Consider the following 20,024-nt stretch of genomic DNA (forward strand, 5'->3'; position numbering starts at 1 on the left):
AAATTGATCTTTGATAAATGAATATTGCGGTGGTTATTTGAATATGGTACATTATGAATTAAGTACAATATTAATTTAAACGTTAATGATTCTGATAAATAAATCTATTTGGAGACGGCATGGATAGTAGGTATAAAGCACCTAACAAAAGTATATACAACTTTTATAATAAAATTTATGTATCTTGTCCAAGATGTAATTTACGAGCAACTATAAGTAAAAATAACAATGAAGGGATAGAATCTCAAAATATAGATATCCTTATTTGTTCTGAATGTGGATATATAAAGGAAAATCCACGTTTGCATATTAGTCAACAACTAAAATTGTGGTTGCAAGTATCATGTTGTGGGCATATATTGTGGGCTTTAAATGAGGAACATTTAGATTATTTAGAAAACTATGTTAGGGTAATGCTTAGAGAAAGGGTTCAAGACAATCTAGGATGGCATAATCAAAGTGTTTCTAGTAGGTTACCCAAATGGATAAAGGAATCTAGGAATAGAGATGATATTTTGAAAGGTATTTCAAAATTAAGAGGTAAGTTAAATTAAAGATAATAAATTTTTGTGTGTTATCACTACCGCATATTCAGTAAATGGAAATGCGGTTTTTTAACTCCCATTTTAGGGCGCATTTTGAATAGATAGCGGTGCAAGAAATAGAGCTATTTATACTAAGTTGTTTGGAAATACTAAGTAAAAAATAAGAAGGGATTAATAGATTGAGTAAAATTGATAGAATATTATTAATTGTACTGACATTACTTATTTCATTTCTAGTGTTTTTTTTCATAGTCTTTATCTACTATATACTACGGTATAGAAATACAAACTTATTTACAGATAGAGGTCAAAAAAATATTTATGAAATATCAGATGAAGAGATTTTGCACCAACTTAACAAATTCACTTTAAAAATAATTGATTTCCCTCAAATACTTAGCAGTTTCATGAATCAATGCAAAGAAGAGTACAAAGTTATTTTTCATGCAAATCTAATTAAACTATATATTGACAATGACAGTATATCGGACTACTTTAAGGAAAATACAAAAGAAAATATTGAACTAACCATAGAAGTATTAAAGACTATTAAGCAAATAGATTTATCCGATTTGGTTAATAGAACATGGGAACTCTATGAACAAAATTATCATGAGATTGACTTTATGAATAATGACTTCATGTGGTATAAATTTCCTCTAAAGAATGCATTACTTTTGTACATTAGGGAAAATGTTGAAAAATTTAATTAGCAGTAGTTTTCAACATAGAGGGAAGGCGAAGGGAAGTGAATGAAAATGTAAGATGTAATTGGAAAGGTCATAAAGCTCCAGAGTGGCGAAAAAGGTAAGTGTATTGGGGCTAAGCCGCAGTATGAATAAATGGTGCAGTCAGGAGCTGCCGGAAAGGATGGTTTGTATGCAAAATATTGAGATTAAAAAAAATATATGGAATATTTTTGAGGGACTAAGCAGAAAAGACACTTTAACTGTACTTGCTGATGTTATTGAGTACTTGGGAGATTTGGATTTTGTTTCCAAATTAGTACGGGAAGACTTTGAACCGAGCATTACAGCAGAATCTATCTATTGTGATAATGGCTATGATGAAGGTGCTGCTGGTCATATACCTCTTGCAGATGTATTGACATTTGTTGAGGATATAATGACAAAAAGCAGCAATTACAATATATCATTCAGCGGCTTTGTCAGGCCAGAAACGGATGAGGAAATGAAAGAAAACGGGCATGGAGGAGTGGACTCCTGGTACACATTTGATGAAAGCGTTAAAATAAACGACCTCGAACTACAATTTGAAACAGAATAGTTCGGGAAATGAATACAGGCCGTATATAAGTCAATTGAAAATGAAACCATAGTTACATTTTCAATGGTTTTATTATTTTTATATTTAATTTCATAACATGTTAAATCAACCAAACAGCAGGCACATTTGTGTTCTGCTTTTTTTATTTTGAAAGGAGAAAACAAAAAATGGGAAAAGTAATTGCAATTGCAAATCAAAAAGGCGGAGTAGGTAAAACTACAACCGCTGTAAACATTGCCGCCGGTCTGGTACAGGAAGGATTGAGTGTCATGGGCATTGACCTCGATCCGCAGGCAAACATGAGTGACTATTTAGGTTATGACAATGAAAGCTTATACAATATCAGCGACCTGATGGTGGCAGCCGCAAACAATAATTTGAGCGAGGATTACATAGCAGAAAGCATAGTCCACAGCAAGGAGGGCATTGACTACATTCCTTCCAGTATAAAGCTTTCCGGGGCTGACTTGTTCTTATCAAATGTAATGTGTAGGGAGCAAGTGTTGAACAGGATACTGAAAAAAGAAATATTCAGTAAATATGACTACATAATTATCGACTGCCTGCCCAGTCTTGGTATCCTTCTTACAAATGCACTTGCAGCAGCGGATAGCCTCATAATTCCAGTACAAGCACAGAAGTTTGCTTTGGATGGATTAGTACAGCTGGAACAGGTATATGACATGGTTAAGGTAAATGTAAATCCTGAACTTAAAATTGACGGTGTTATTTTGACCATGGCTGATAATACAAATATGTCTAAGGCGGTAGAATCTGCCTTAGAAAGACAATATGGTGATACTCTTTTTGTTACCAGGATACACAAAAGGGTTGAAGCTACAAACAGTACATTTGAACAAAAAAGCTTGGTTTCCATGGAAAACAGTGTACTGGGTGCCGAATATAGAAATGTGACAAAGGAGCTGATTGAAAGGAGTAGAGTGTAAGTGGGGACAATAAAAATTGACTTTTCAAAGAAAATGGATAAGCCATCAGACAAAGCTTTTGCACAGATGTTTAATCTTAATACTACAAATAAAAATAAGGAAAATGCTACTGAAATAGATATAAACCTTATAGTACCCTTCCAAAATCATCCATTCCGACTGTACACAGGTGAGAAGCTCAGGCAAATGGTTGAATCAATAAAGGAGAATGGAGTAATAGTTCCCATAGTGGTTAGGAAAAAAGATGACGGGACATATGAGAATCTGGCAGGCCATAACCGTGTTAATGCAGCGAAGCTTGCCGGGCTAACAAAAGTTCCTGCGGAAATTAAAGAACATATCACAGATGCACAGGCAAAAATAATTGTAACAGACTCAAACTTTATACAACGTTCAGTGGAAGAAATGCTTCCCAGTGAGCTTGCCAAGAGCTTACAGATGCAGCTTGAGGCATGTAAGGAAGCCAAGCAAAAACGTGAGTTTATTAATGCAATCGAAAGTGACTCAAATACTGATGAGAGTAAGGGCTATGGTGGTTCTGTCCAAGTTGGACAGGGGCAATGGAGTGTTAATAAAGTAGCTAATAACAATAAGATGAGTGAATCAAATATTAAAAGATATATCCGTCTTAATTATCTCATTGAAGAATTACTTAACATGGTGGACGAAGGAATCATCAAGTTAAATCCGGCAGTTAGTCTGTCATATTTAACTATAGATGAACAAAATATTCTTTTCAGTATCCTGACCAAAAACGATTACAGGATAGATATGAAAAGGGCAGATAAACTTAAAGAAAGGAGTGGAAAACTTACGGAGGATGATATATTGGCCATAGCATCCGGTGAATTTTTTGAAAAGAAGAAAAGGCCAAAGCTAACAGCAGTAAAAGTGAAACCAAAACTAATTTCAAGATTCTTCAATGCTTATGCTACGCAGACAGAAATAACATCGACAATTGAACAGGCTCTTGAAGAATACTTTGAACGCCGTAGGCAAGAAGCTGAAGATTTTGAAAAAGAAAACAACAAGGAGGTCGAAGGCGATGAAGAAAATTGATTTGTACAAACCTGGTGGAGGTAAAGGAAAAGAAACTATAAAAACAATTAAGGAAATAGCGGATGAGCTGGGCAGCAGACTGGAAAGTCAGGGATTGAAACCTGACTTTTCTTTTTTATCCGCAGACTTTAAGAAATTCCAAAAGAGTGAATTCCCGAAGGATTATAACGTTTCGGGAATGTTATCTGTGAGCAGCGACATGGTTGTTGCTTCAATAAATGTAATGGATAACAAAAATCCGGAGTTAAAGGGGAGGATGTTCAGCGGACAGTACAAGATTGAGTCCGGTAAAGCAGCCGAAGCTTTTAGCAAAGCAACAAAGGCAATGCAGTTAATGGTTGAAAGCTTCTGGATGGATACTGAAGAAAAGGAAGTCAGTAATGAGGAAGAACAGTTAGAATCCAAAAAACAGCAAGAAATTGAAAACGAATTAAAGAATGATGCTGATCCTAGAGAAGTTGCATTATCCATCCAGAAGGCATTGGATAATGAAGATGTTGCTAAGGAATTTAAGAAGCTTCAGCAACCGGCCTCTGAAGACGAAGAAACAACAGCTAAAACAACTAAAACAGTTACAATTCCAACAGGTAATAAAGCCTTAACTGACATGGATATTAACAATAATTACAGTCAGAAAGAATTAATTACCGGCGGTAATGAGAGTGGAAGTATTAAGAATCAGCTTATTAACGTAAACTTTACTCCTGAACAGGCAGAGGTTGTTATTGATTTACTTGAAGAGAATCAGAAAAAGTATGAGCCAAAGAGCAGCATGTTTGGCTTGCTGGGAGAAGTAATGGGAAAGATGCTCCGTGCACTCAGCAAGAAGCTTGATCAGGTTATAGATGCAGACAAAATAACATCAGAAAAATTGAACTCTTTATACTCTGCAATAAATAACGAAAACATTGATAAATTCAGAGAACTGTACAGAACATTTGAGCAGAAGGTTAAATATTGTCATGACTTTATATGTGAAGCAGCCCAGGGAGCGACAATCCAAAGTACGGATATAATAAACCATATTCTATACAAAGAAAAAGTTCCTGTATCTATCAGAACATTGCAAAATACATTTGTAACAGCAATAGACAATAACATTGATTCAGCATTGAGCATATACAAATATGCAGATGCAAACCTACATGGAGAAGCACAGTTTGATACCATGAGGGGTTTTCTCAGTCATGCATTAACCACATTACCGGATAAAGAAGCAGAAAAATTCATTAAGTCAAGTTCAAAAGCATTAGATGATACAGTAGTATTCAAAGAAATGATAAGAGCCGGAAAATATGGACTACTCAATTCAGGTTTAATGCAATGCCGGAACATAGACGAACACGCCCCGGCACTGTTCTATTTCGCTGCCCAGCATAAGGATGCAGATGCAATGCATACACTTATCAGCCGAGGAGCTGACGTTAATTCAAACAATGGCGAAGCCCTCTATGCATGTTATGAAGCCAATAAGCTTGAAGCAGCAAAAGTTCTCATAAACTATGGGGCAGATATCAATTACCTTACAAATTACATAAGTCAAATAAAAGATGCAAGACCAGATATTCATTTCATTCAAGAGTTATTTAAACACTGTGGAATAGCTGAAAATGAACTGGAAAATAAATTGCAGTCAGGACCAGAGATAGATGAAGCCGTAGGTCAATATGGTGAGATTGGTGTATTTGATGGTAGTTGGGAGTGATACTGAAAATGAAAAGATTTACAGATGAACAAATTTATCAGGCGAATCATACCAGCATATATGAGTTGGCAAAACAGCTTGGATACAATCCGGAAAAGCGTGGTTCAAACTATCATATCAAGAATCATGGAGGCCTGTATATCGATGATGCCAAGAACTCATTTTATTGCTGGGCGGCTGAACGTGGAGGAGGTCCCATTCAGTTTATAATGTTTACTGAAAATAAAAGTTGGTTGGATTCTATGAAATACCTTGTTGGTGATGGAGAAATCCAACAAACTCAAAAAGCGAGCCTAAAATTACACAAGCCAGTGGAAGAAAATCGTGTAGAATTCAAACTTCCGGATAAAGCCAGTCCATACAAAAGATTATTTGCATATCTGATAAAAACCCGTGGGTTAGATAAGGAAATAGTAACCGATCTTGTTTACAAGAAAAAAATATATGAAAGCCTTCCTCATCACAATATTGTATTTGTTGGATATGATGAAAATGGCGAAGCAAGGCAGGCATTTCAGCGTGGAACAGTAACCGGCTTGACCTTCAAAGGAGTTGTACCGGGAAGTAATATGAACTATTGTTTTGAGATGGAAGGCAAAGGAGACAGCTTAACAGTGTACGAAGCCGCAATAGATGCAATAAGTCATGCAAGTATATACAAAAGTCTTGGCATGGGGTGGAAAAAAGAACACAGGATAGCACTGGGATGTCTCTCTGATAATGCGTTGACAGGTTACCTAAAACGGCATCCGGAGATAAAAAATATAACGTTTGCATTGGATAATGACGATGAGGCAAAATTTGCCAACGGAAGCCCTGCGCCAAACTGGGGACAGGAAGCAGCTAACAAGTATGCAGAAAAATATGCAAAACTAGGTTATAACACAACCGTGGAAAAACCCCTTGCGAAGGATTGGAATGAGGATCTGCTAAATATTCAACTCGTACAGCAGGATTTAATGGATAGGCATGAAGAAGATCGTTTACAGATTCTGAAAGGAAATAATGAAGAACTTGAGGCAACTTTATAAACATTACGGAAGGCTGTTGGAGTTATCATTCCGGCAGCCTTCTTAAAATACGGAGGTGGACATGAAAATTATTCAAAAATATTTCTTTTTTCAGAATCATTTTTCAGAGTTTTGCTCTGAAAAAACAGGGGGCATGGGGGAGAATCCCCCGATTTACGTACAAAAAACCGCACCTTTTTGGGGTGGGTATGTACGGCAGGAATAGTCGGGTGACACACCCGGCGGTATACAGCTTGCCAACAGAGTTGGCAACGGGTGACGTTGTAATTTATGGGTGACAAAAGGGTGACAAAACCTGGGAAGTAGGATATAATTATAGGTTGTATAGATTATGATAAATACTGTAACTGAATATGGTAAAATGAATGGTAAAAGGTTTTATAAGAATATAAATTAAATTTAAATAATACACCCATAAATAGTACAGATAATTAACTATAAAATCAAGCATCAATAAATATAAAAGGGAGGTGAGAACTATGGATATCAGGTGTCAACAATTTACATCATATAAGATAACAAATAACATGTTAGATATGATTGGCTATAAAAGTAATTTATATGGCAAGAAAGTTTTAGAGAATTCTTGTGGTGAAGGTAATATCTTATGTGTAGTTGTTGAAAGATATATAGAAGACGGATTGGCTTCTGGTTTGTCGTCTGACGAAATAGTTCACGGATTACAAAATGATATTTATGGTGCAGAGATTATTAAAAGTACATATGATATTTGTATTTCCAGATTAAATGTTGTTGCTGCTAATTATAATATCTCAAATGTAAATTGGAATGTTTTTAATGGGGATGTATTAGTAAAACCGTTTGACAAATATTTTGATTATATTGTTGGGAATCCACCATATATTTCATATAAAAATTTAGAACAGGACGTAAGAGAATTTATTAAAGAAAAGTATTTGACATGTAAAGATGGTAAACCTGACTACTGTTATGCATTTATTGAAAATGCTATTAATTATTTAAAAGTAGATGGTAAAATGGCCTATCTTATACCAAATAGTATTTTTAAAAATGTTTTTGCAAGCAAATTAAGAGAAAGTATATTACCATATATTTCAAAAATATATGATTACCCAAATTGTAAATTATTTGAGAATGCACTTACTTCATCAGCAATTTTAGTTTTAGATAAGGAAGTCAAAAAGGATGAATTTGAATATAATAATGTATTACAAGAATATAATTTGAATATTAATAAGCAAAACTTAGGGGAAAAATGGACTTTTGGCTTTAAACCTAAAGCGGAAGGTGACGATATTGTCCGGTTCGGACAGTTTTATAAAGCATCAATAACTATAGCCACACAACGAAATAATATTTTTGTGATTAATGAAGAAACGAAGTCTAAATATCAGATTGAGCCTGGTATTTTGAGAAACGCTATTAGTCCTCGAAATCAAAAATATTATAAAAAAGAATACATCATTTTTCCATATAGTGTGAGAAAACATAAGATACATAGGTTTCAAGAAGAAGATTTTAAAACCAAATATCCAAATACATATACATATTTAAGTGAAAATCGTAATGAATTGGAGTTAAGAGATGCTGATGATAGTGCACAGTGGTTTGAATATGGAAGAAGTCAAGCTATACAAAATATGAATAGAACAAAACTCTTGATTTCTACTGTCGTAACCAACACAATTAATGTTTATAATATAAGTTCAAAAGCGATACCTTACTCAGGGATATATATTATTTCCGAAGAAGATTATGATTTAAACATAGCCAGGAAGATTTTGGAATCGGTAGAATTCTTGGGTTATGTACAAAAAATAGGTACGCCTGCAAGTGGAATTTCCTTAAGGATTACAGCAGACGATATAAATCAATTTACATTTAAGGCAGGTGACTTTATTAATGGATAGTATTAGTTTTGAGGTAAGTGCAAAGACTGCCAGATTAATTGGAAGAGAAAATATATCCGATGTGGATGGCGCTATATTGGAATTAATAAAAAATAGTTACGATGCAGATGCAGACTGTGTTTATGTTAAATATGTTAATCCATATAATAAAGTACCAGATGAACTTGGATTATCTGAAATTGAACAATTCTTTGATAAAAAGGAAATTTCAAATTTTTATGAAATTAAAGATGGTAGATATGTTTTGAAGACAGATTTATCTGTACCAGAAAAACATGAATTAAAGAACATGATATTGTCATTATCAAGAATTTTGGTATTAGATAATGGATGTGGAATGACACAGGAAATATTAAAAACCACATGGATGAATATCGGAACTGATGATAAAGAAATTAACATACTTAGCGAAAGTAAAAAGAGAATAAAGACTGGTGCAAAAGGGATAGGGAGATTCGCACTTGATAAATTATCATTAAAATCTCAGGTTATTACCAAAAATAAAAATGATGAGGCTGTAAGTTGGGAGCTCGATTGGACTCAATTTGATAACGCAAAATTACTTAATCAAGTCAAGGCGAATATAAATATAGTTAACGATAGTTTTGTTTATATAATAAAAGGATTAGTTGGTTCTGACTATGAAAAGTTGTCATCATATGATTGGTCAACAGGAACAGCAATAATTCTTACACCCATAAGAGATTTTTGGAATAAAAAATTATATGAAAAAGTTAATAGTAATTTACAGAACATTAATCCGTTAGGTAATGTTGATAAATTTGATATTATTGTAAAGAATGCAACTTATCCAGCACTTAACTATGAATCTTATAGCGAAGGTATAAGTCGAGAATGTTATGACTATATGATCGAGGCTGAATATGATGGTAAAGATAATATTAAAATCACTTTTGATAGAAATGAAATAGATATTAATGTCAAAGGCATTATCGTAGATTATTCTGATACAGATAAAGAAACATATGATTTGGGAGAGTTTTGGAATCGGGAGATATTCCAAAGAGAAAAATATAAGAGAGAAACATTTAATGGTAGAGTTGAATTTGAATATACATTGAAAGAAATTTTGACTAAGCAAAAAGATGAACCATTTGATGAATATTCAAGAATAGGCCCATTTATCGTTAAAATATTTTATTTAAAAAATCAAAAAAGTACTGTAGAAATAATACGGGATTTTAAAAGTCAAATACGTAAAAAATTGTTAAATAGTTTTTCTGGAATTAAAATTTATAGGGATAAGTTCAAAGTTCGCCCATACGGTGATGAAGGCGTATTCTACGATTGGCTGAACCTAAGTGAAAGGGTGCAAAAGAGTCCAGCAGCTGCTTCTCATGAATCCGGTAATTGGCGAGTTTCACCGAACCAAGTTATTGGAAGTATTTCGATTAGTAGAATTACAAATCCAAATTTAGAGGATACTGCTAATAGAGAAGGAATGAATTTAAATCAAGAATATTATGCATTTGTAAAATTACTTCAAGGGATTTTTGAAAAATTTGAATATGATAGGCAGTTTCCTTTAAGAGAATATGCTTTATGGTTTAATGCAAAGAAAAATGCTCACCAAGTTAAACTTCAAACAATATATGAACAAGTTATGAAAGAAAAAGAGAACGCTGAAAAAGAAAAAACAGAACAAAAAAATAAATTTGATGATAAAAAAGATGCTCAAGAACCCACAAATGAAGAAAGTAATGATGAATATTCTAAAGAAGACTTAAAAGATGTTATTTATTCTATTGGAAAGAAAAACGAAAATGAAATGACAACAAATCAACTTTTGACGGTGCTAAGTTCAGCAGGAGTCATGGCACAAACTTTTTCCCATGAGATTAGTAGGGTAGCTACTAACTTAGGAAGTAGAGGTCAACATTTGAAGGAGTCAATAAATAGATTATTAAATTATCAGCCATACTCAGGTGACGAAGATTTTGATCCATTTGATATGATTGACGAATTAAATAGCACTGATGCTTTATTATCAGAATGGGTTAACTTAATAATGGAGAGTGTCAATAAAGAGAATTTTTATACTAAAGTAGTAGAATTAAAAGAATTTTTAGAACACATTCGGTGTAAATGGTTACCATTGCTGAACAGAAAGTATATAAAAATAAGCAATATAAAGTGTTCAGAGGAAATAGAATTATCATTACCTGCTGTAGATTTACATTTACTTTTGAATAATTTTATATTGAATTCTGCATACTTTTTAGAAGAATGTGATGGAGAGCGAGTAATTGAATTTAAAGTTTACAAGCAAGATGCATACATTTTATTAGACATGAAAAACAATGGGCCAGAGTTAGATGAACGATATAAGCAAAACCCTGATGAGATATTGAATGCACGTGAAAGTAGTAAAAGAGACGGCACTGGTCTTGGATTATGGGTCGCACGTGAAGCAGTAAATAGAAATCAGGGAAGTTTACACGTAATACCAATTAAAGAAGGATTTATGCTACAAGCATCTTGGAGATTGTAAGTAGGAGGGGAATGCCATATGTACATCATAGGATTAGTAGACGATGAGGATAGTCAGATAAAAGCAATAAGACGTACAATAAAAACAAATGCTCCTCAACAAGAAGAATATGATTTTAAATCATATTCTTTGTCAGAAGAGAGTGGGAAATTAGTCGATGAGGTATTCAATAATGTTATGTCTGATATTGTAAACCTGAAAATTTCATGCCTAATCATAGACTATAAAATAATGGTAAAGACAACGAAAATAAAAGGTACTGAGATATTTGGAAAAATTAAAGAAACAGTGCCCAAATTTCCTATTATAATTTTAACAGAAGTTGTTGAGGAGAGTATTGAACCGGATTTTGTAGATGCTGATAAAGTCTACAAGAAGAGAGAGTTCTTTAAACTTGATGAGGAGTACTCAAAAGAGAAGGTAAGTAACATATTTGATAGTATGAAGAAATATGTTAACAAACGGGATTCTCTACAACTAACTTTAGAGTCACTTAAAGACAAAATGGTAAAAGGATCAGCCGTTGAGGATAATATCAGAGAAGTATTAAAAGTAGAGAGTGAGTTGGATGATTTTTTACCAACAGAACAAACTCAGATTGATAAAGTATTTGATGAAAAAAAGGCAAAAAAGATTGTTGAGTTAATAGAGAAAGCAAACAGTATGTTGGAGTAAAAACTATGAGAAGAAAATTTAGAGATTTTAGTATTAAAAGGTCATGTAATAAAAATTATACTAATTATACCAGATATAAGCCATATTTAAAGCAAGACTTTTCTTGCAGATGTGCTTACTGTAATTTATTAGATACCAGTATTACAACACCGTTTGAGGTTGATCATTTTATACCTAGGGATACTTTTAAAGATGATTGGCCAGAGTGCGATACATTATATGAAAATTTAATATACTCTTGTAAAAAGTGTAATATTGCAAAAAGTAGTCAGTTTAGTGGTGATATTTCTCCTAAAAAAATTATTAATGAATTTTTTTATAACCCAGTATTAGAAGATTATGGAGAAATTTTTTATCGAAACGATTACGGTGGTATAGATTCAGATGATTTAAAAGGTCGTGAGATGATTAAACGATTAAAATTATATAGACCAATACATAATATAGCATGGCTTTGCGAAGCCTTAAAAAATTTATTAGTCAAAATAAATAATCAAATTGAAAAAGTTGGGCGGGATTCAGAGCAAGGAAAGGTATTTCTATTAGCAAAAGAAGAATTAAGTGATTATTACATAACCTGCCAACACATATTTATAGAGAATTATAATAACGAGAAATTTGTGATGCCAGAATAAAATGGACAAATAACAAAGCTTCAAATTTTTACTTAAAGTACCTTGAAAATGGGGTGCTACATTGTGGCTCTATACATCATAGTTGTGGGCTAGTGCGACTCTTTTTTATAATAAATATTTGAACGAAGGAGATTAATATAAAGAAGTATAATTTTGCTGTGGCATAAATGCTGCAGCTTTTGTTTTGTCAGGAGGTGCAAAGTGGCTAAAAAGAAAACCAATCCGGAGGAGCATAAAAGATCGGTACGATTTAAAGCAAAGAGCATTGAAGATATGGAGAAGCTTGCAACTGTCAGGGGTATATCCGTTTCAGATATAGTCAGAGAATTTGTTGAAAAGGGCCTAGCAGTTGATGGCTATAAAAGCAACATTGATTTTATTACAGAAATCATTCATAAGGAGCTGAAGGAAGTACTGGAGCCACAGATAAACAGGATAGTAAAAATGCTTATGAAAATAGGAAAAGTATCAGCCGGAACCATGTATTCAAATCTGAGCCTTATCCAGATGATAAGTGATGAGGATCAAGAAGCATTCTATGAAATGATTAACAGAAGCTTACGGCTTGGAGTTGAGTACATGAAGAAGAAGGATGTTGAGATTGACCAGTATTTGAGCCAGGCTGATGAAGTGGGTAAGGATAGTAGGAGGGTGAAGTAGAAAATGGAGGTGCTTAAAATGAAGAAGATAGATAAAAGGATGCATAAAGATAATAAAAGTGAAGAAATTGATATCAAAAGTCTCTTTAGCCACACATCTGATGATTCGAATCAGGGGTACTACGTGGTGAATGGAAATACAAACGGTGCGCTTGTGAAATTTGAACATGGGAGTATAAGGATAGAAATTCGAGTACTGTTTTCTTGGAATAGTATGAGAAGGGGAGGTGGTTAAAATTTTTGAGTGAGATTAAATGAATATTAATGATTTGATAAGTAAGGGAAAAATATGTATAATTAAAATAAAATGTAATTTAATATAGAATTGATCGACCAGTTGTATATCATCAAAATTTGAGCCTACAATGATTAAACAATACCATAACTAGTATTATGTTATATGCTTTTAGTATTTTTAGGTTATGATTATTAATCTAGTCAGGGAGAAGAAAATGAACAGTAAGGCACAGTCTAGAATAGTATCTTTATCGTATTTGATAAGTGTTATAGGATCATTTGGTTTAAACTACTTAAAAGTAAATAATATAGATTTTTATGGGCTGGTCAGTGCTGTAAAAGTTTCAAGTATATTAACCATTTGGTGGTTATTTTATTTTAAGGTAGGATGGAAAATACCAGTCTTAAATAAAGTTCTATACAGAATAAATCTACGTGGAACGTGGTATGGAAAATATAGATCAATCAGCCCTGAAAGTCAAGTACCTTATACTGGTAATATTGTTTTAAGAATAAATCAGGACTTTTTAAATTTAAGCATAATATCATATACTCGAAATTATAAAAATTACTCATACAGCGAAGAATTAAGATATGAAGAAAAAAGCAATACTCATGGATTAGTATATGTATATTCACAAAAGGAAAATAATCCACTTGACTTAAATGAACGTAATGGCACATCAGACTTAAAAGTTATAAAGTATGAGGATACATATAAATTAGAAGGGGAATTCTGGACTATTTTAGGGTCAAAAGGTAAATTAGAAGTTGTTAAAGTCAGTAGTAAAATAGTTGACTCATATAAAGATGGACAAAATCTGTATTCTCGATCGAAATATACAATTTGAGGAGGAATAGAAATTATGTATGCATATATTGATGGTGATGATATCGGGCTAAAAATAGAGAATAGTTTTATGAATAATGATGAGGATAGTTTAAGAACAATAAATAATAAAGTTAAAGAGATTGTTGAAAAAATTACTTTGTACTTAATAAGTAATGATTATAAGATAATTTTCAGCGGTGCAGACGGAATTATATGTAAAAAAGAAAAAGTTGAAATCAAGTCAATTTTAGATTTTATAAGAAGTAATGTACAATATATAACTTTTTCTTTGGGAGTAGGCGATAGCTTAAGAGATTCATATCTAGCTCTCAGATATGCAAAAACGAATGGTAAGAATATTGGTGCGATATTTTGTAATGATTTTAGATTGATAAAATAATACCTTTTTATTTACAATACAACAATACCATTAACAAATGATGTGCAATAATCATCCTTTTTTAGCAGAATCGAATATGAGGCTTGAAAAATTTTGAGTGAGATTAAAGGAATATGTGCACTTTGTAAAAAAGAGAATGTATTTCTTGAGGAAAGCCATATAATTCAAAAATTTGTTACTCGAAGAATAAAAAAGAAATCAGTTACTGGTTTTATACGAAATTTATTTGAACCTAATAAGGTAATACAAGATAGTGAGAAAGAATACTTATTATGTAGCAAATGTGAAGGCAGGTTTGGAATAGCGGAAACCTTATTTGCAAATGAAGTATTTCATCCGTTTAAAGATAATAAGATATACTTATTTGACTATGATACCTGGCTTAATTACTTTATTTATTCTGTCAGTTGGAGAACTATATAAAAGATAAAGGTATTGAGTAATAAGGAACAACTGTCGCTCCGGGGGTAACACCCCCGGCAACCCATCATTCATAAATAGAAAAAAGATTCTAAGAGCTGGTGATGTATATTATAACTTTAATTATCCATATACCCCGTACCCCACCCAAGGGACTACAGGTTTTTTTGTACCCAAAATCCATTTAAGAAGGTGATTCCTTTTGTCAGCAGTTTTCTACAAACAGTGGTTTAAGCCGGTAAATGAAACTCGCACACCAAATAAAAATGCCGAGCATATCCGGTACATAGGTACTCGTCCCGGAGTAATGAAAAACGAGGGAGAAAAGCATGGTCTGTTCGGTAAATTGTATGATTCCGATACTCTTGTAGTCAAACATAAGATAAAGGATGTAATGAATATAGTTAAGAAAAGATCCGAAGAAGGAAAAAATATATTCAGGTCAGTAATTTCTTTCTCTCCTGAAAATGCAGCAATAAAGGTTGGAGAACCAATAACAAAAGAGGCATGGCAAGAGCTTATAAAACAACAAATCAGGATAATTGCTGAGGGAAACAACATAAAGATGTCAGATTTCAAATGGGTTGCTGCAGCTCATGACACGCCCAGCCATCCACATGTACATATTGTTTTCTGGGACGAACGTCAGGAGATACGAAAAAACTGGGTCACTCCCAAAGTGCCAGACAAAATCAGAGGTAAACTGGTCAAGAACATATTTGAGGATGAACTGAAAGAATATTATGAGAAAAGAGATGAGAAAAAGTACTTACTTAGGGATATTACAGCTGAAATGACCGGTGAGTTTGAAGCCTATCTGGATAGAATGAGCAAGAGAGAATATTCAACTTTGACAAATGAAGAAATCTTTTTTGATAAACCGGATAGTCAATTCAACAAATATCTGGCTCAAAGGCTATTTGAAATAAGAAAAGATATACCAAAAGGTTCATTAAAGTTTGAGTATCTCAAACCTGATGTAAAGGACAAGCTTATTTCTTTAGTCAGAGAGTTGGTTGACATAGATGAAAGCCTACAGGAAGCCATTTCGGAGTATGTTGAATCAAAGCTGGACATTGCCAGAATGTATTCCTCCAATGAAGTGGAACTGGATGCAAAAGCTGATGAATATGAAAAGGAGGCTGAGAAAATTATCGCAAACAAGCTTTTGGAGCTAGTAAGGAAATTTATTAAAAAGGAGCGGAATATAAAAAATGAAGAGTTTGAAGCCGGTATAAGAGAACGGGCGACAGAACAGTTGGTAACAGAAATTTTTTCAACTCTGGCGAGGCTTTCAAAAAATAATAGAAAGAATCGCATATCCCGTAAGCATGTTATGGGTGGCGACCTTTCTAAACAGGCCAGAAAGGAAAAAGCAAAGGAAATGGAATCAACCGGTTGGGATATTGAAAAATAAATAGTGCAAGGAGGAACAATATTCATGCACAACAGACATTTGAAAGTACAGTACACAACTGTATTTTTTGTATTTATAGTACTTTCAGTATTTTGTGTATTTGCCTCAATGGCATTTCATAAGATACTGATAGGAGCTGACAGAGCACCAACATATTACCCTATAAAAGAATGTATCGAAAGCATAAGAACAGTCAAAAAACATAGACTGCTTTTTTTATGCTTTGAGGGATTATCCTTCTGTCTCGCAGCGTCACTTATGGTCAGTTACAGCAGAAACTATATTAGCAAGCTACAATGTATAACTCCCAAGATATATACACCGGTAGCCGCAGGGCAGAACCAGTTCGGATCTGCCAGGTGGATGACTGAAAAGGAAAAAGCAAAAGCCTTTGATACCGCTGTTATAAATCATAAAGATGAATTTTATAAAGCTTTGTTAGAGGCTGGTAAAAAGGATAGGGCAATAATAAAAAAGCATGTTATCGACAAGGAAGATAAACAGGAGCATAAGAAGTTACATTTTCAGTATATTAAATGGTTTGTGGGTAAGGTACTGCCGGAAGAAAAAAGGCATATACTCAGAGAAAAACTCAGACTATCTTATGATGAAATACTTAAAAAATACTTCCCAAGTATATGGCAAATGAAGGAGCAACGAAATGTTGATAAGCTAGCCAATTTATTTGAATGTGAATTTGATGTTTCAAAAGAGGCAGATTCAAACGCTGAAATAAAAACAGATAGTATAGAAACGATTACCAATACTCAATGCTTCAGTTCTGGGGGAGTGGTTATTGGAATGAAAAAGCTTGGTGGAGGAAAGGAGCTGTTCTATTATATTGGTGACGATACTCATTTGCTTGGAATAGGTGCAACCCGTTCAGGTAAAAGCAGAACTATGGTAATACAAAGTATTTGTTTTTTAGCTCTGGCAGGAGAAAGTATGATTGTATCCGATTTAAAGGGAGAACTGAACCAATATACCGGAACTTTCTTGAAAAGGTTGGGATACAACGTTATAACCCTAGACTTCAAAAATCCTTTAAAAAGCGATAGGTATAACCTACTACAGCCAATAATTGATGCCATAGATGAAGACAACATACCCAAAGCTACGGAGTGTGTATGGGACTTAGTCGGTATCCTGGTTGGAGATGCTAAAGGCGAAAAGATATGGAACAACGGTGAAGCTTCAACAATAGCCTGTGCCATAATGTCAGTTGTATATGACAACAGAGAGGGCGAACGGAGAAAGTATCAGACCTTGACCAATGTGTATTACTTCATAGCTGAAATGTGCAAGCCCATTGGAAAGAACATCCCCATAGTCGAATACGTAAAAGTATTACCGGACAATCATCCTGCCAAACCGTTGGTAGCCATATCTGAAATAGCTCCTGAGAGAACAAGGGGAAGCTTTTATACTGCGGCACTTACTACACTTAAACTCTTTACATCAAGCTACATAAACGCAATGACCATGGCCAGTGACTACAATCCAAAAGACCTCGGCAGAAAAAAGACAGCACTGTTTATGGTTCTTCCGGACGAACGTACAACATATTACAGCATTGCATCATTACTTGTCCTGCAGCATTACATTCAGTTGGTAAATGAAAGTGATGGCAGGGGAGGACGTCTCAAAAACAGAGTAAATTTTATACTTGATGAATTTGGAAACTTTGCTGCCATACCTTCCTTTGACACTTTACTTACAGTCGGCGGAGGCAGAGGAATGAGATTCAATTTATTCCTTCAGGACTTTGCTCAGTTGGAAATCAAGTACGATGAAAAGGTTGCCAAAACAATAAAAGGAAATTGTCAGGTATGGGATTACTTGCAGACAAACTCTCCTGAAACTCTTAAAGAAATATCAGAAAAGCTTGGAAACTACACAGTATCAACCTATTCACTATCCAGTCAAAGCAGTAAATACCAAACGCCTTCATCATCAGCAAGTGTAAATCTGACAGGAAGAGCATTGCTAATGACAAACGAAATAGCTCAGATTGACAGACCATACAGCCTAGTTACATCCAAGGAAAACCCGGCAATAATGTATTCCCCGGATTTGTCAAAATGGAACTTCAACACAATGCTTGGCCTTGGCAATACGAAACACAACGAAAAGGTAAGAGACTACAGAGAAAAACAAAGAATCGAAAGAATGACTAAAAAGGAAGCTGAAAAAATAGAGCTTTGGAGCGAGTGTTGGAAGTATTGGCAGAAACAATGCGGAGGGATGCTGGAACAGCCGCTGCAGCAGATTCCTATAAGAAGGACTATTGCAAGGAGGGATGAGGATTATTATTAGCTTTTTGATAAGTTAAGTTCACAATAGTATAATTGAGCGTATTCCATTTTGAGGTATAATTGTTATATAATTACTACAATTATACACAGATTTCCACTTAGCTTTAATAAACATGTATAAATTAAAAAGTAAATAATTTATAACAAAACTAAAAAGAGGGAAAAAATATGAAAAGATCATGGAATGACTTTCTTAATACAATTGAAAACGAAATAAATTCTTTAGATAAGAAAGGGTGCGATATTCCGTTTTTTAGGGGCCATAACGATGGAATATGGGAATTAAAACCAAGTTTATTTAGAAAGGGAACAAATGTTAACGAATCAAATATTTACTTTGATTTTGTAACTTACTCTGCACCTTTACTAGAGAATAAAATCATGACAGGGTGGGATTACTTATTTGAAATGAGACATTGTGGATTACCCACAAGACTCTTAGATTGGACAGAAAATTTTGCAGTTGCGTTATATTTTGCAATCAAAGGTAACCCCAAAAATCCTTGCATCTGGATCCTTGATCCTTTTGAGATGAACCATCAATCCTGTGGTAATTCCGAGATATATAACCCTGCTATTGATTTCGAATTTACATATGAGGGTGCTTTTGTAAAGGAACAGGAAACTTCCTTTACTAATCCTATTGCAATAATTCCAATAAAGCAAAGCAAGAGGTTATTTGCTCAAAAGGGCGTGTTTACTTTACATTTCGAAAATAGAAAGTCAATCAATGAAATTTTTGATAATTGTGTTAAACAGATATTTATTCCTAAAGATGCAATAAAAGAGGCGAAAAGTTTTTTAAAACTTTCAGGTATTAATGAATATACAATATTTCCTGATTTTGATGGTTTATCCAGATACATATTGGAAAATAAATAAATATGCATGCTTTATCAAGAACAACCACTAAAAGAACGCTAGAACACCCTTCCCCGGGTGTTTTTTCTTTCGTGCGTCCAGAGAAGCTGGACCACACTTGCCAGTGAAAGTCTGGCAAGGGTAGTTGCCAAGAAGCCCGTTAGCTAATCCCGGTGTGTCACAGTAATGTGAGGTACTGAGCGGGAGGAAAAAGTATCTGTCTAACCAACAGGGCGAGCGAAGATGCAGACCGTAACATAAAGTGAATTCTGCCGCATCGTCAAAAACGTCTCTGGTATACAGAGGTAAAATGAGAAGTCGAGCCTTGGTAAGATGGGCGAAGACCATGGAAGATGGGAAGAACTTGGAAAGCACCATCGAAGAATCCCTCGGTGCAGAGGAAACGGTATGTATTAAAAGTGTGGTTTCGGAACTGGAGAGACCCTACTTTGCACAGCCATTGTTGTAAAGAAGAATCATATAAGCTGATGAAGCGAAGTTGATATCTTGCAAAGAGGGAGGCGGAGGAGTTCATAGTACCCATAATATTGCAGACAACAAAACTGCAATTAGGGAAGGGACTCTGCTTTATTCA

21 protein-coding genes are annotated in these 20,024 nt (G+C 34.0%); all 21 read left to right on the forward strand.

Going from position 1 to position 20,024, the window contains the following annotated elements; all coding sequences use genetic code 11:
• The first annotated feature begins 119 nt into the window (after positions 1 to 119).
• The 21 genes from CLO1100_RS19960 to CLO1100_RS20710 all read left to right on the forward strand — a co-directional run bounded on the left by CLO1100_RS19960 (position 120) and on the right by CLO1100_RS20710 (position 19,898).
• Positions 120 to 554: a hypothetical protein gene (locus tag CLO1100_RS19960; RefSeq protein WP_014312973.1), complete on the forward strand. Its 435-nt coding sequence runs from the start codon at positions 120 to 122 to the stop codon at positions 552 to 554.
• 335 nt (positions 555 to 889) lie between these two features.
• Entirely contained in the window at positions 890 to 1,258 is a 369-nt protein-coding gene (locus CLO1100_RS20455) for a hypothetical protein (protein ID WP_187288909.1), read from the forward strand.
• 121 nt (positions 1,259 to 1,379) lie between these two features.
• Complete coding sequence (locus CLO1100_RS06595) at positions 1,380 to 1,832, forward strand: hypothetical protein (protein WP_041700185.1); 453 nt, start codon at positions 1,380 to 1,382, stop codon at positions 1,830 to 1,832.
• Positions 1,833 to 1,999: 167 nt separating this feature from the next.
• Positions 2,000 to 2,779 carry an AAA family ATPase gene (locus CLO1100_RS06600; RefSeq protein ID WP_014312976.1) on the forward strand — a complete coding sequence of 260 codons (780 nt, stop codon included), beginning with the start codon at positions 2,000 to 2,002 and terminating at the stop codon, positions 2,777 to 2,779.
• Positions 2,780 to 3,838: a ParB N-terminal domain-containing protein gene (locus tag CLO1100_RS06605; RefSeq protein ID WP_014312977.1), complete on the forward strand. Its 1,059-nt coding sequence runs from the start codon at positions 2,780 to 2,782 to the stop codon at positions 3,836 to 3,838. It abuts the gene before it with no gap.
• Positions 3,825 to 5,543, forward strand: coding sequence for an ankyrin repeat domain-containing protein (locus CLO1100_RS06610; protein WP_014312978.1), 1,719 nt, complete (start codon positions 3,825 to 3,827; stop codon positions 5,541 to 5,543). Before CLO1100_RS06605 ends, CLO1100_RS06610 begins: the two co-directional genes overlap by 14 nt.
• A gap of 8 nt (positions 5,544 to 5,551) precedes the next feature.
• On the forward strand, positions 5,552 to 6,574 hold the full coding sequence (locus CLO1100_RS06615; protein WP_014312979.1) for a DUF3991 domain-containing protein: 1,023 nt from the start codon (positions 5,552 to 5,554) through the stop codon (positions 6,572 to 6,574).
• Between the two features lie 61 nt (positions 6,575 to 6,635).
• Positions 6,636 to 6,779, forward strand: a complete 144-nt coding sequence (locus CLO1100_RS20705; protein WP_187288910.1) for a hypothetical protein — start codon at positions 6,636 to 6,638, stop codon at positions 6,777 to 6,779.
• Between the two features lie 274 nt (positions 6,780 to 7,053).
• Complete coding sequence (locus CLO1100_RS06620; RefSeq protein WP_014312980.1) at positions 7,054 to 8,466, forward strand: N-6 DNA methylase; 1,413 nt, start codon at positions 7,054 to 7,056, stop codon at positions 8,464 to 8,466.
• A complete protein-coding gene (locus CLO1100_RS06625; RefSeq protein WP_014312981.1) occupies positions 8,459 to 10,978 on the forward strand; it encodes an ATP-binding protein in 2,520 nt (839 codons plus the stop codon). The genes CLO1100_RS06620 and CLO1100_RS06625 overlap by 8 nt, the downstream gene beginning before the upstream one ends.
• Positions 10,979 to 10,996: 18 nt before the next feature.
• Positions 10,997 to 11,653 (forward strand): hypothetical protein, encoded by a 657-nt coding sequence (locus CLO1100_RS06630; RefSeq protein ID WP_014312982.1) that lies wholly within the window; start codon positions 10,997 to 10,999, stop codon positions 11,651 to 11,653.
• Positions 11,654 to 11,658: 5 nt separating this feature from the next.
• Entirely contained in the window at positions 11,659 to 12,288 is a 630-nt protein-coding gene (locus CLO1100_RS06635) for an HNH endonuclease signature motif containing protein (protein WP_014312983.1), read from the forward strand.
• A 201-nt stretch (positions 12,289 to 12,489) separates the two neighbouring features.
• Positions 12,490 to 12,948 (forward strand): hypothetical protein, encoded by a 459-nt coding sequence (locus tag CLO1100_RS06640; RefSeq protein WP_014312984.1) that lies wholly within the window; start codon positions 12,490 to 12,492, stop codon positions 12,946 to 12,948.
• 18 nt (positions 12,949 to 12,966) lie between these two features.
• Positions 12,967 to 13,182 carry a hypothetical protein gene (locus CLO1100_RS06645; RefSeq protein ID WP_014312985.1) on the forward strand — a complete coding sequence of 72 codons (216 nt, stop codon included), beginning with the start codon at positions 12,967 to 12,969 and terminating at the stop codon, positions 13,180 to 13,182.
• A gap of 217 nt (positions 13,183 to 13,399) precedes the next feature.
• The gene (locus CLO1100_RS06650; RefSeq protein ID WP_014312986.1) at positions 13,400 to 14,035 is read left to right on the forward strand and encodes a hypothetical protein; all 636 of its coding nucleotides are present in this window, start codon (positions 13,400 to 13,402) and stop codon (positions 14,033 to 14,035) included.
• Positions 14,036 to 14,050: 15 nt separating this feature from the next.
• The gene (locus CLO1100_RS06655; protein WP_014312987.1) at positions 14,051 to 14,416 is read left to right on the forward strand and encodes a mCpol domain-containing protein; all 366 of its coding nucleotides are present in this window, start codon (positions 14,051 to 14,053) and stop codon (positions 14,414 to 14,416) included.
• Between the two features lie 93 nt (positions 14,417 to 14,509).
• Positions 14,510 to 14,839: a hypothetical protein gene (locus tag CLO1100_RS06660; protein ID WP_014312988.1), complete on the forward strand. Its 330-nt coding sequence runs from the start codon at positions 14,510 to 14,512 to the stop codon at positions 14,837 to 14,839.
• A 199-nt stretch (positions 14,840 to 15,038) separates the two neighbouring features.
• Positions 15,039 to 16,253, forward strand: a complete 1,215-nt coding sequence (gene mobP3, locus CLO1100_RS06665) for a MobP3 family relaxase (protein ID WP_014312989.1) — start codon at positions 15,039 to 15,041, stop codon at positions 16,251 to 16,253.
• A gap of 24 nt (positions 16,254 to 16,277) precedes the next feature.
• Positions 16,278 to 18,569, forward strand: coding sequence for a VirD4-like conjugal transfer protein, CD1115 family (locus CLO1100_RS06670; protein ID WP_014312990.1), 2,292 nt, complete (start codon positions 16,278 to 16,280; stop codon positions 18,567 to 18,569).
• A 167-nt stretch (positions 18,570 to 18,736) separates the two neighbouring features.
• A complete protein-coding gene (locus CLO1100_RS06675; protein ID WP_014312991.1) occupies positions 18,737 to 19,450 on the forward strand; it encodes an FRG domain-containing protein in 714 nt (237 codons plus the stop codon).
• A 289-nt stretch (positions 19,451 to 19,739) separates the two neighbouring features.
• On the forward strand, positions 19,740 to 19,898 hold the full coding sequence (locus tag CLO1100_RS20710; protein ID WP_187288911.1) for a hypothetical protein: 159 nt from the start codon (positions 19,740 to 19,742) through the stop codon (positions 19,896 to 19,898).
• The last annotated feature ends 126 nt before the right edge of the window (positions 19,899 to 20,024 follow it).

Origin of the sequence: Clostridium sp. BNL1100, assembly GCF_000244875.1 — a bacterium.
Taxonomy (GTDB): Bacteria; Bacillota; Clostridia; order Acetivibrionales; family DSM-1351; genus Ruminiclostridium.

What these genes read in the sequence shown, in the direction of transcription:
- CLO1100_RS06595 (WP_041700185.1), top strand. Translation starts at nt 1,380, where the DNA reads ATGAATAAATGGTGCAGTCAGGAGCTGCCGGAAAGGATGGTTTGTATG.
- CLO1100_RS06615 (WP_014312979.1), top strand. Translation starts at nt 5,552, where the DNA reads ATGAAAAGATTTACAGATGAACAAATTTATCAGGCGAATCATACCAGC.
- CLO1100_RS06620 (WP_014312980.1), top strand. Translation starts at nt 7,054, where the DNA reads ATGGATATCAGGTGTCAACAATTTACATCATATAAGATAACAAATAAC.
- CLO1100_RS20710 (WP_187288911.1), top strand. Translation starts at nt 19,740, where the DNA reads ATGAGAAGTCGAGCCTTGGTAAGATGGGCGAAGACCATGGAAGATGGG.
- CLO1100_RS19960 (WP_014312973.1), top strand. Translation starts at nt 120, where the DNA reads ATGGATAGTAGGTATAAAGCACCTAACAAAAGTATATACAACTTTTAT.
- CLO1100_RS06600 (WP_014312976.1), top strand. Translation starts at nt 2,000, where the DNA reads ATGGGAAAAGTAATTGCAATTGCAAATCAAAAAGGCGGAGTAGGTAAA.
- CLO1100_RS06670 (WP_014312990.1), top strand. Translation starts at nt 16,278, where the DNA reads ATGCACAACAGACATTTGAAAGTACAGTACACAACTGTATTTTTTGTA.
- CLO1100_RS06625 (WP_014312981.1), top strand. Translation starts at nt 8,459, where the DNA reads ATGGATAGTATTAGTTTTGAGGTAAGTGCAAAGACTGCCAGATTAATT.
- CLO1100_RS06630 (WP_014312982.1), top strand. Translation starts at nt 10,997, where the DNA reads ATGTACATCATAGGATTAGTAGACGATGAGGATAGTCAGATAAAAGCA.
- CLO1100_RS06650 (WP_014312986.1), top strand. Translation starts at nt 13,400, where the DNA reads ATGAACAGTAAGGCACAGTCTAGAATAGTATCTTTATCGTATTTGATA.
- CLO1100_RS06610 (WP_014312978.1), top strand. Translation starts at nt 3,825, where the DNA reads ATGAAGAAAATTGATTTGTACAAACCTGGTGGAGGTAAAGGAAAAGAA.
- CLO1100_RS06655 (WP_014312987.1), top strand. Translation starts at nt 14,051, where the DNA reads ATGTATGCATATATTGATGGTGATGATATCGGGCTAAAAATAGAGAAT.
- CLO1100_RS06645 (WP_014312985.1), top strand. Translation starts at nt 12,967, where the DNA reads ATGAAGAAGATAGATAAAAGGATGCATAAAGATAATAAAAGTGAAGAA.
- CLO1100_RS06635 (WP_014312983.1), top strand. Translation starts at nt 11,659, where the DNA reads ATGAGAAGAAAATTTAGAGATTTTAGTATTAAAAGGTCATGTAATAAA.
- CLO1100_RS06675 (WP_014312991.1), top strand. Translation starts at nt 18,737, where the DNA reads ATGAAAAGATCATGGAATGACTTTCTTAATACAATTGAAAACGAAATA.
- CLO1100_RS20705 (WP_187288910.1), top strand. Translation starts at nt 6,636, where the DNA reads ATGAAAATTATTCAAAAATATTTCTTTTTTCAGAATCATTTTTCAGAG.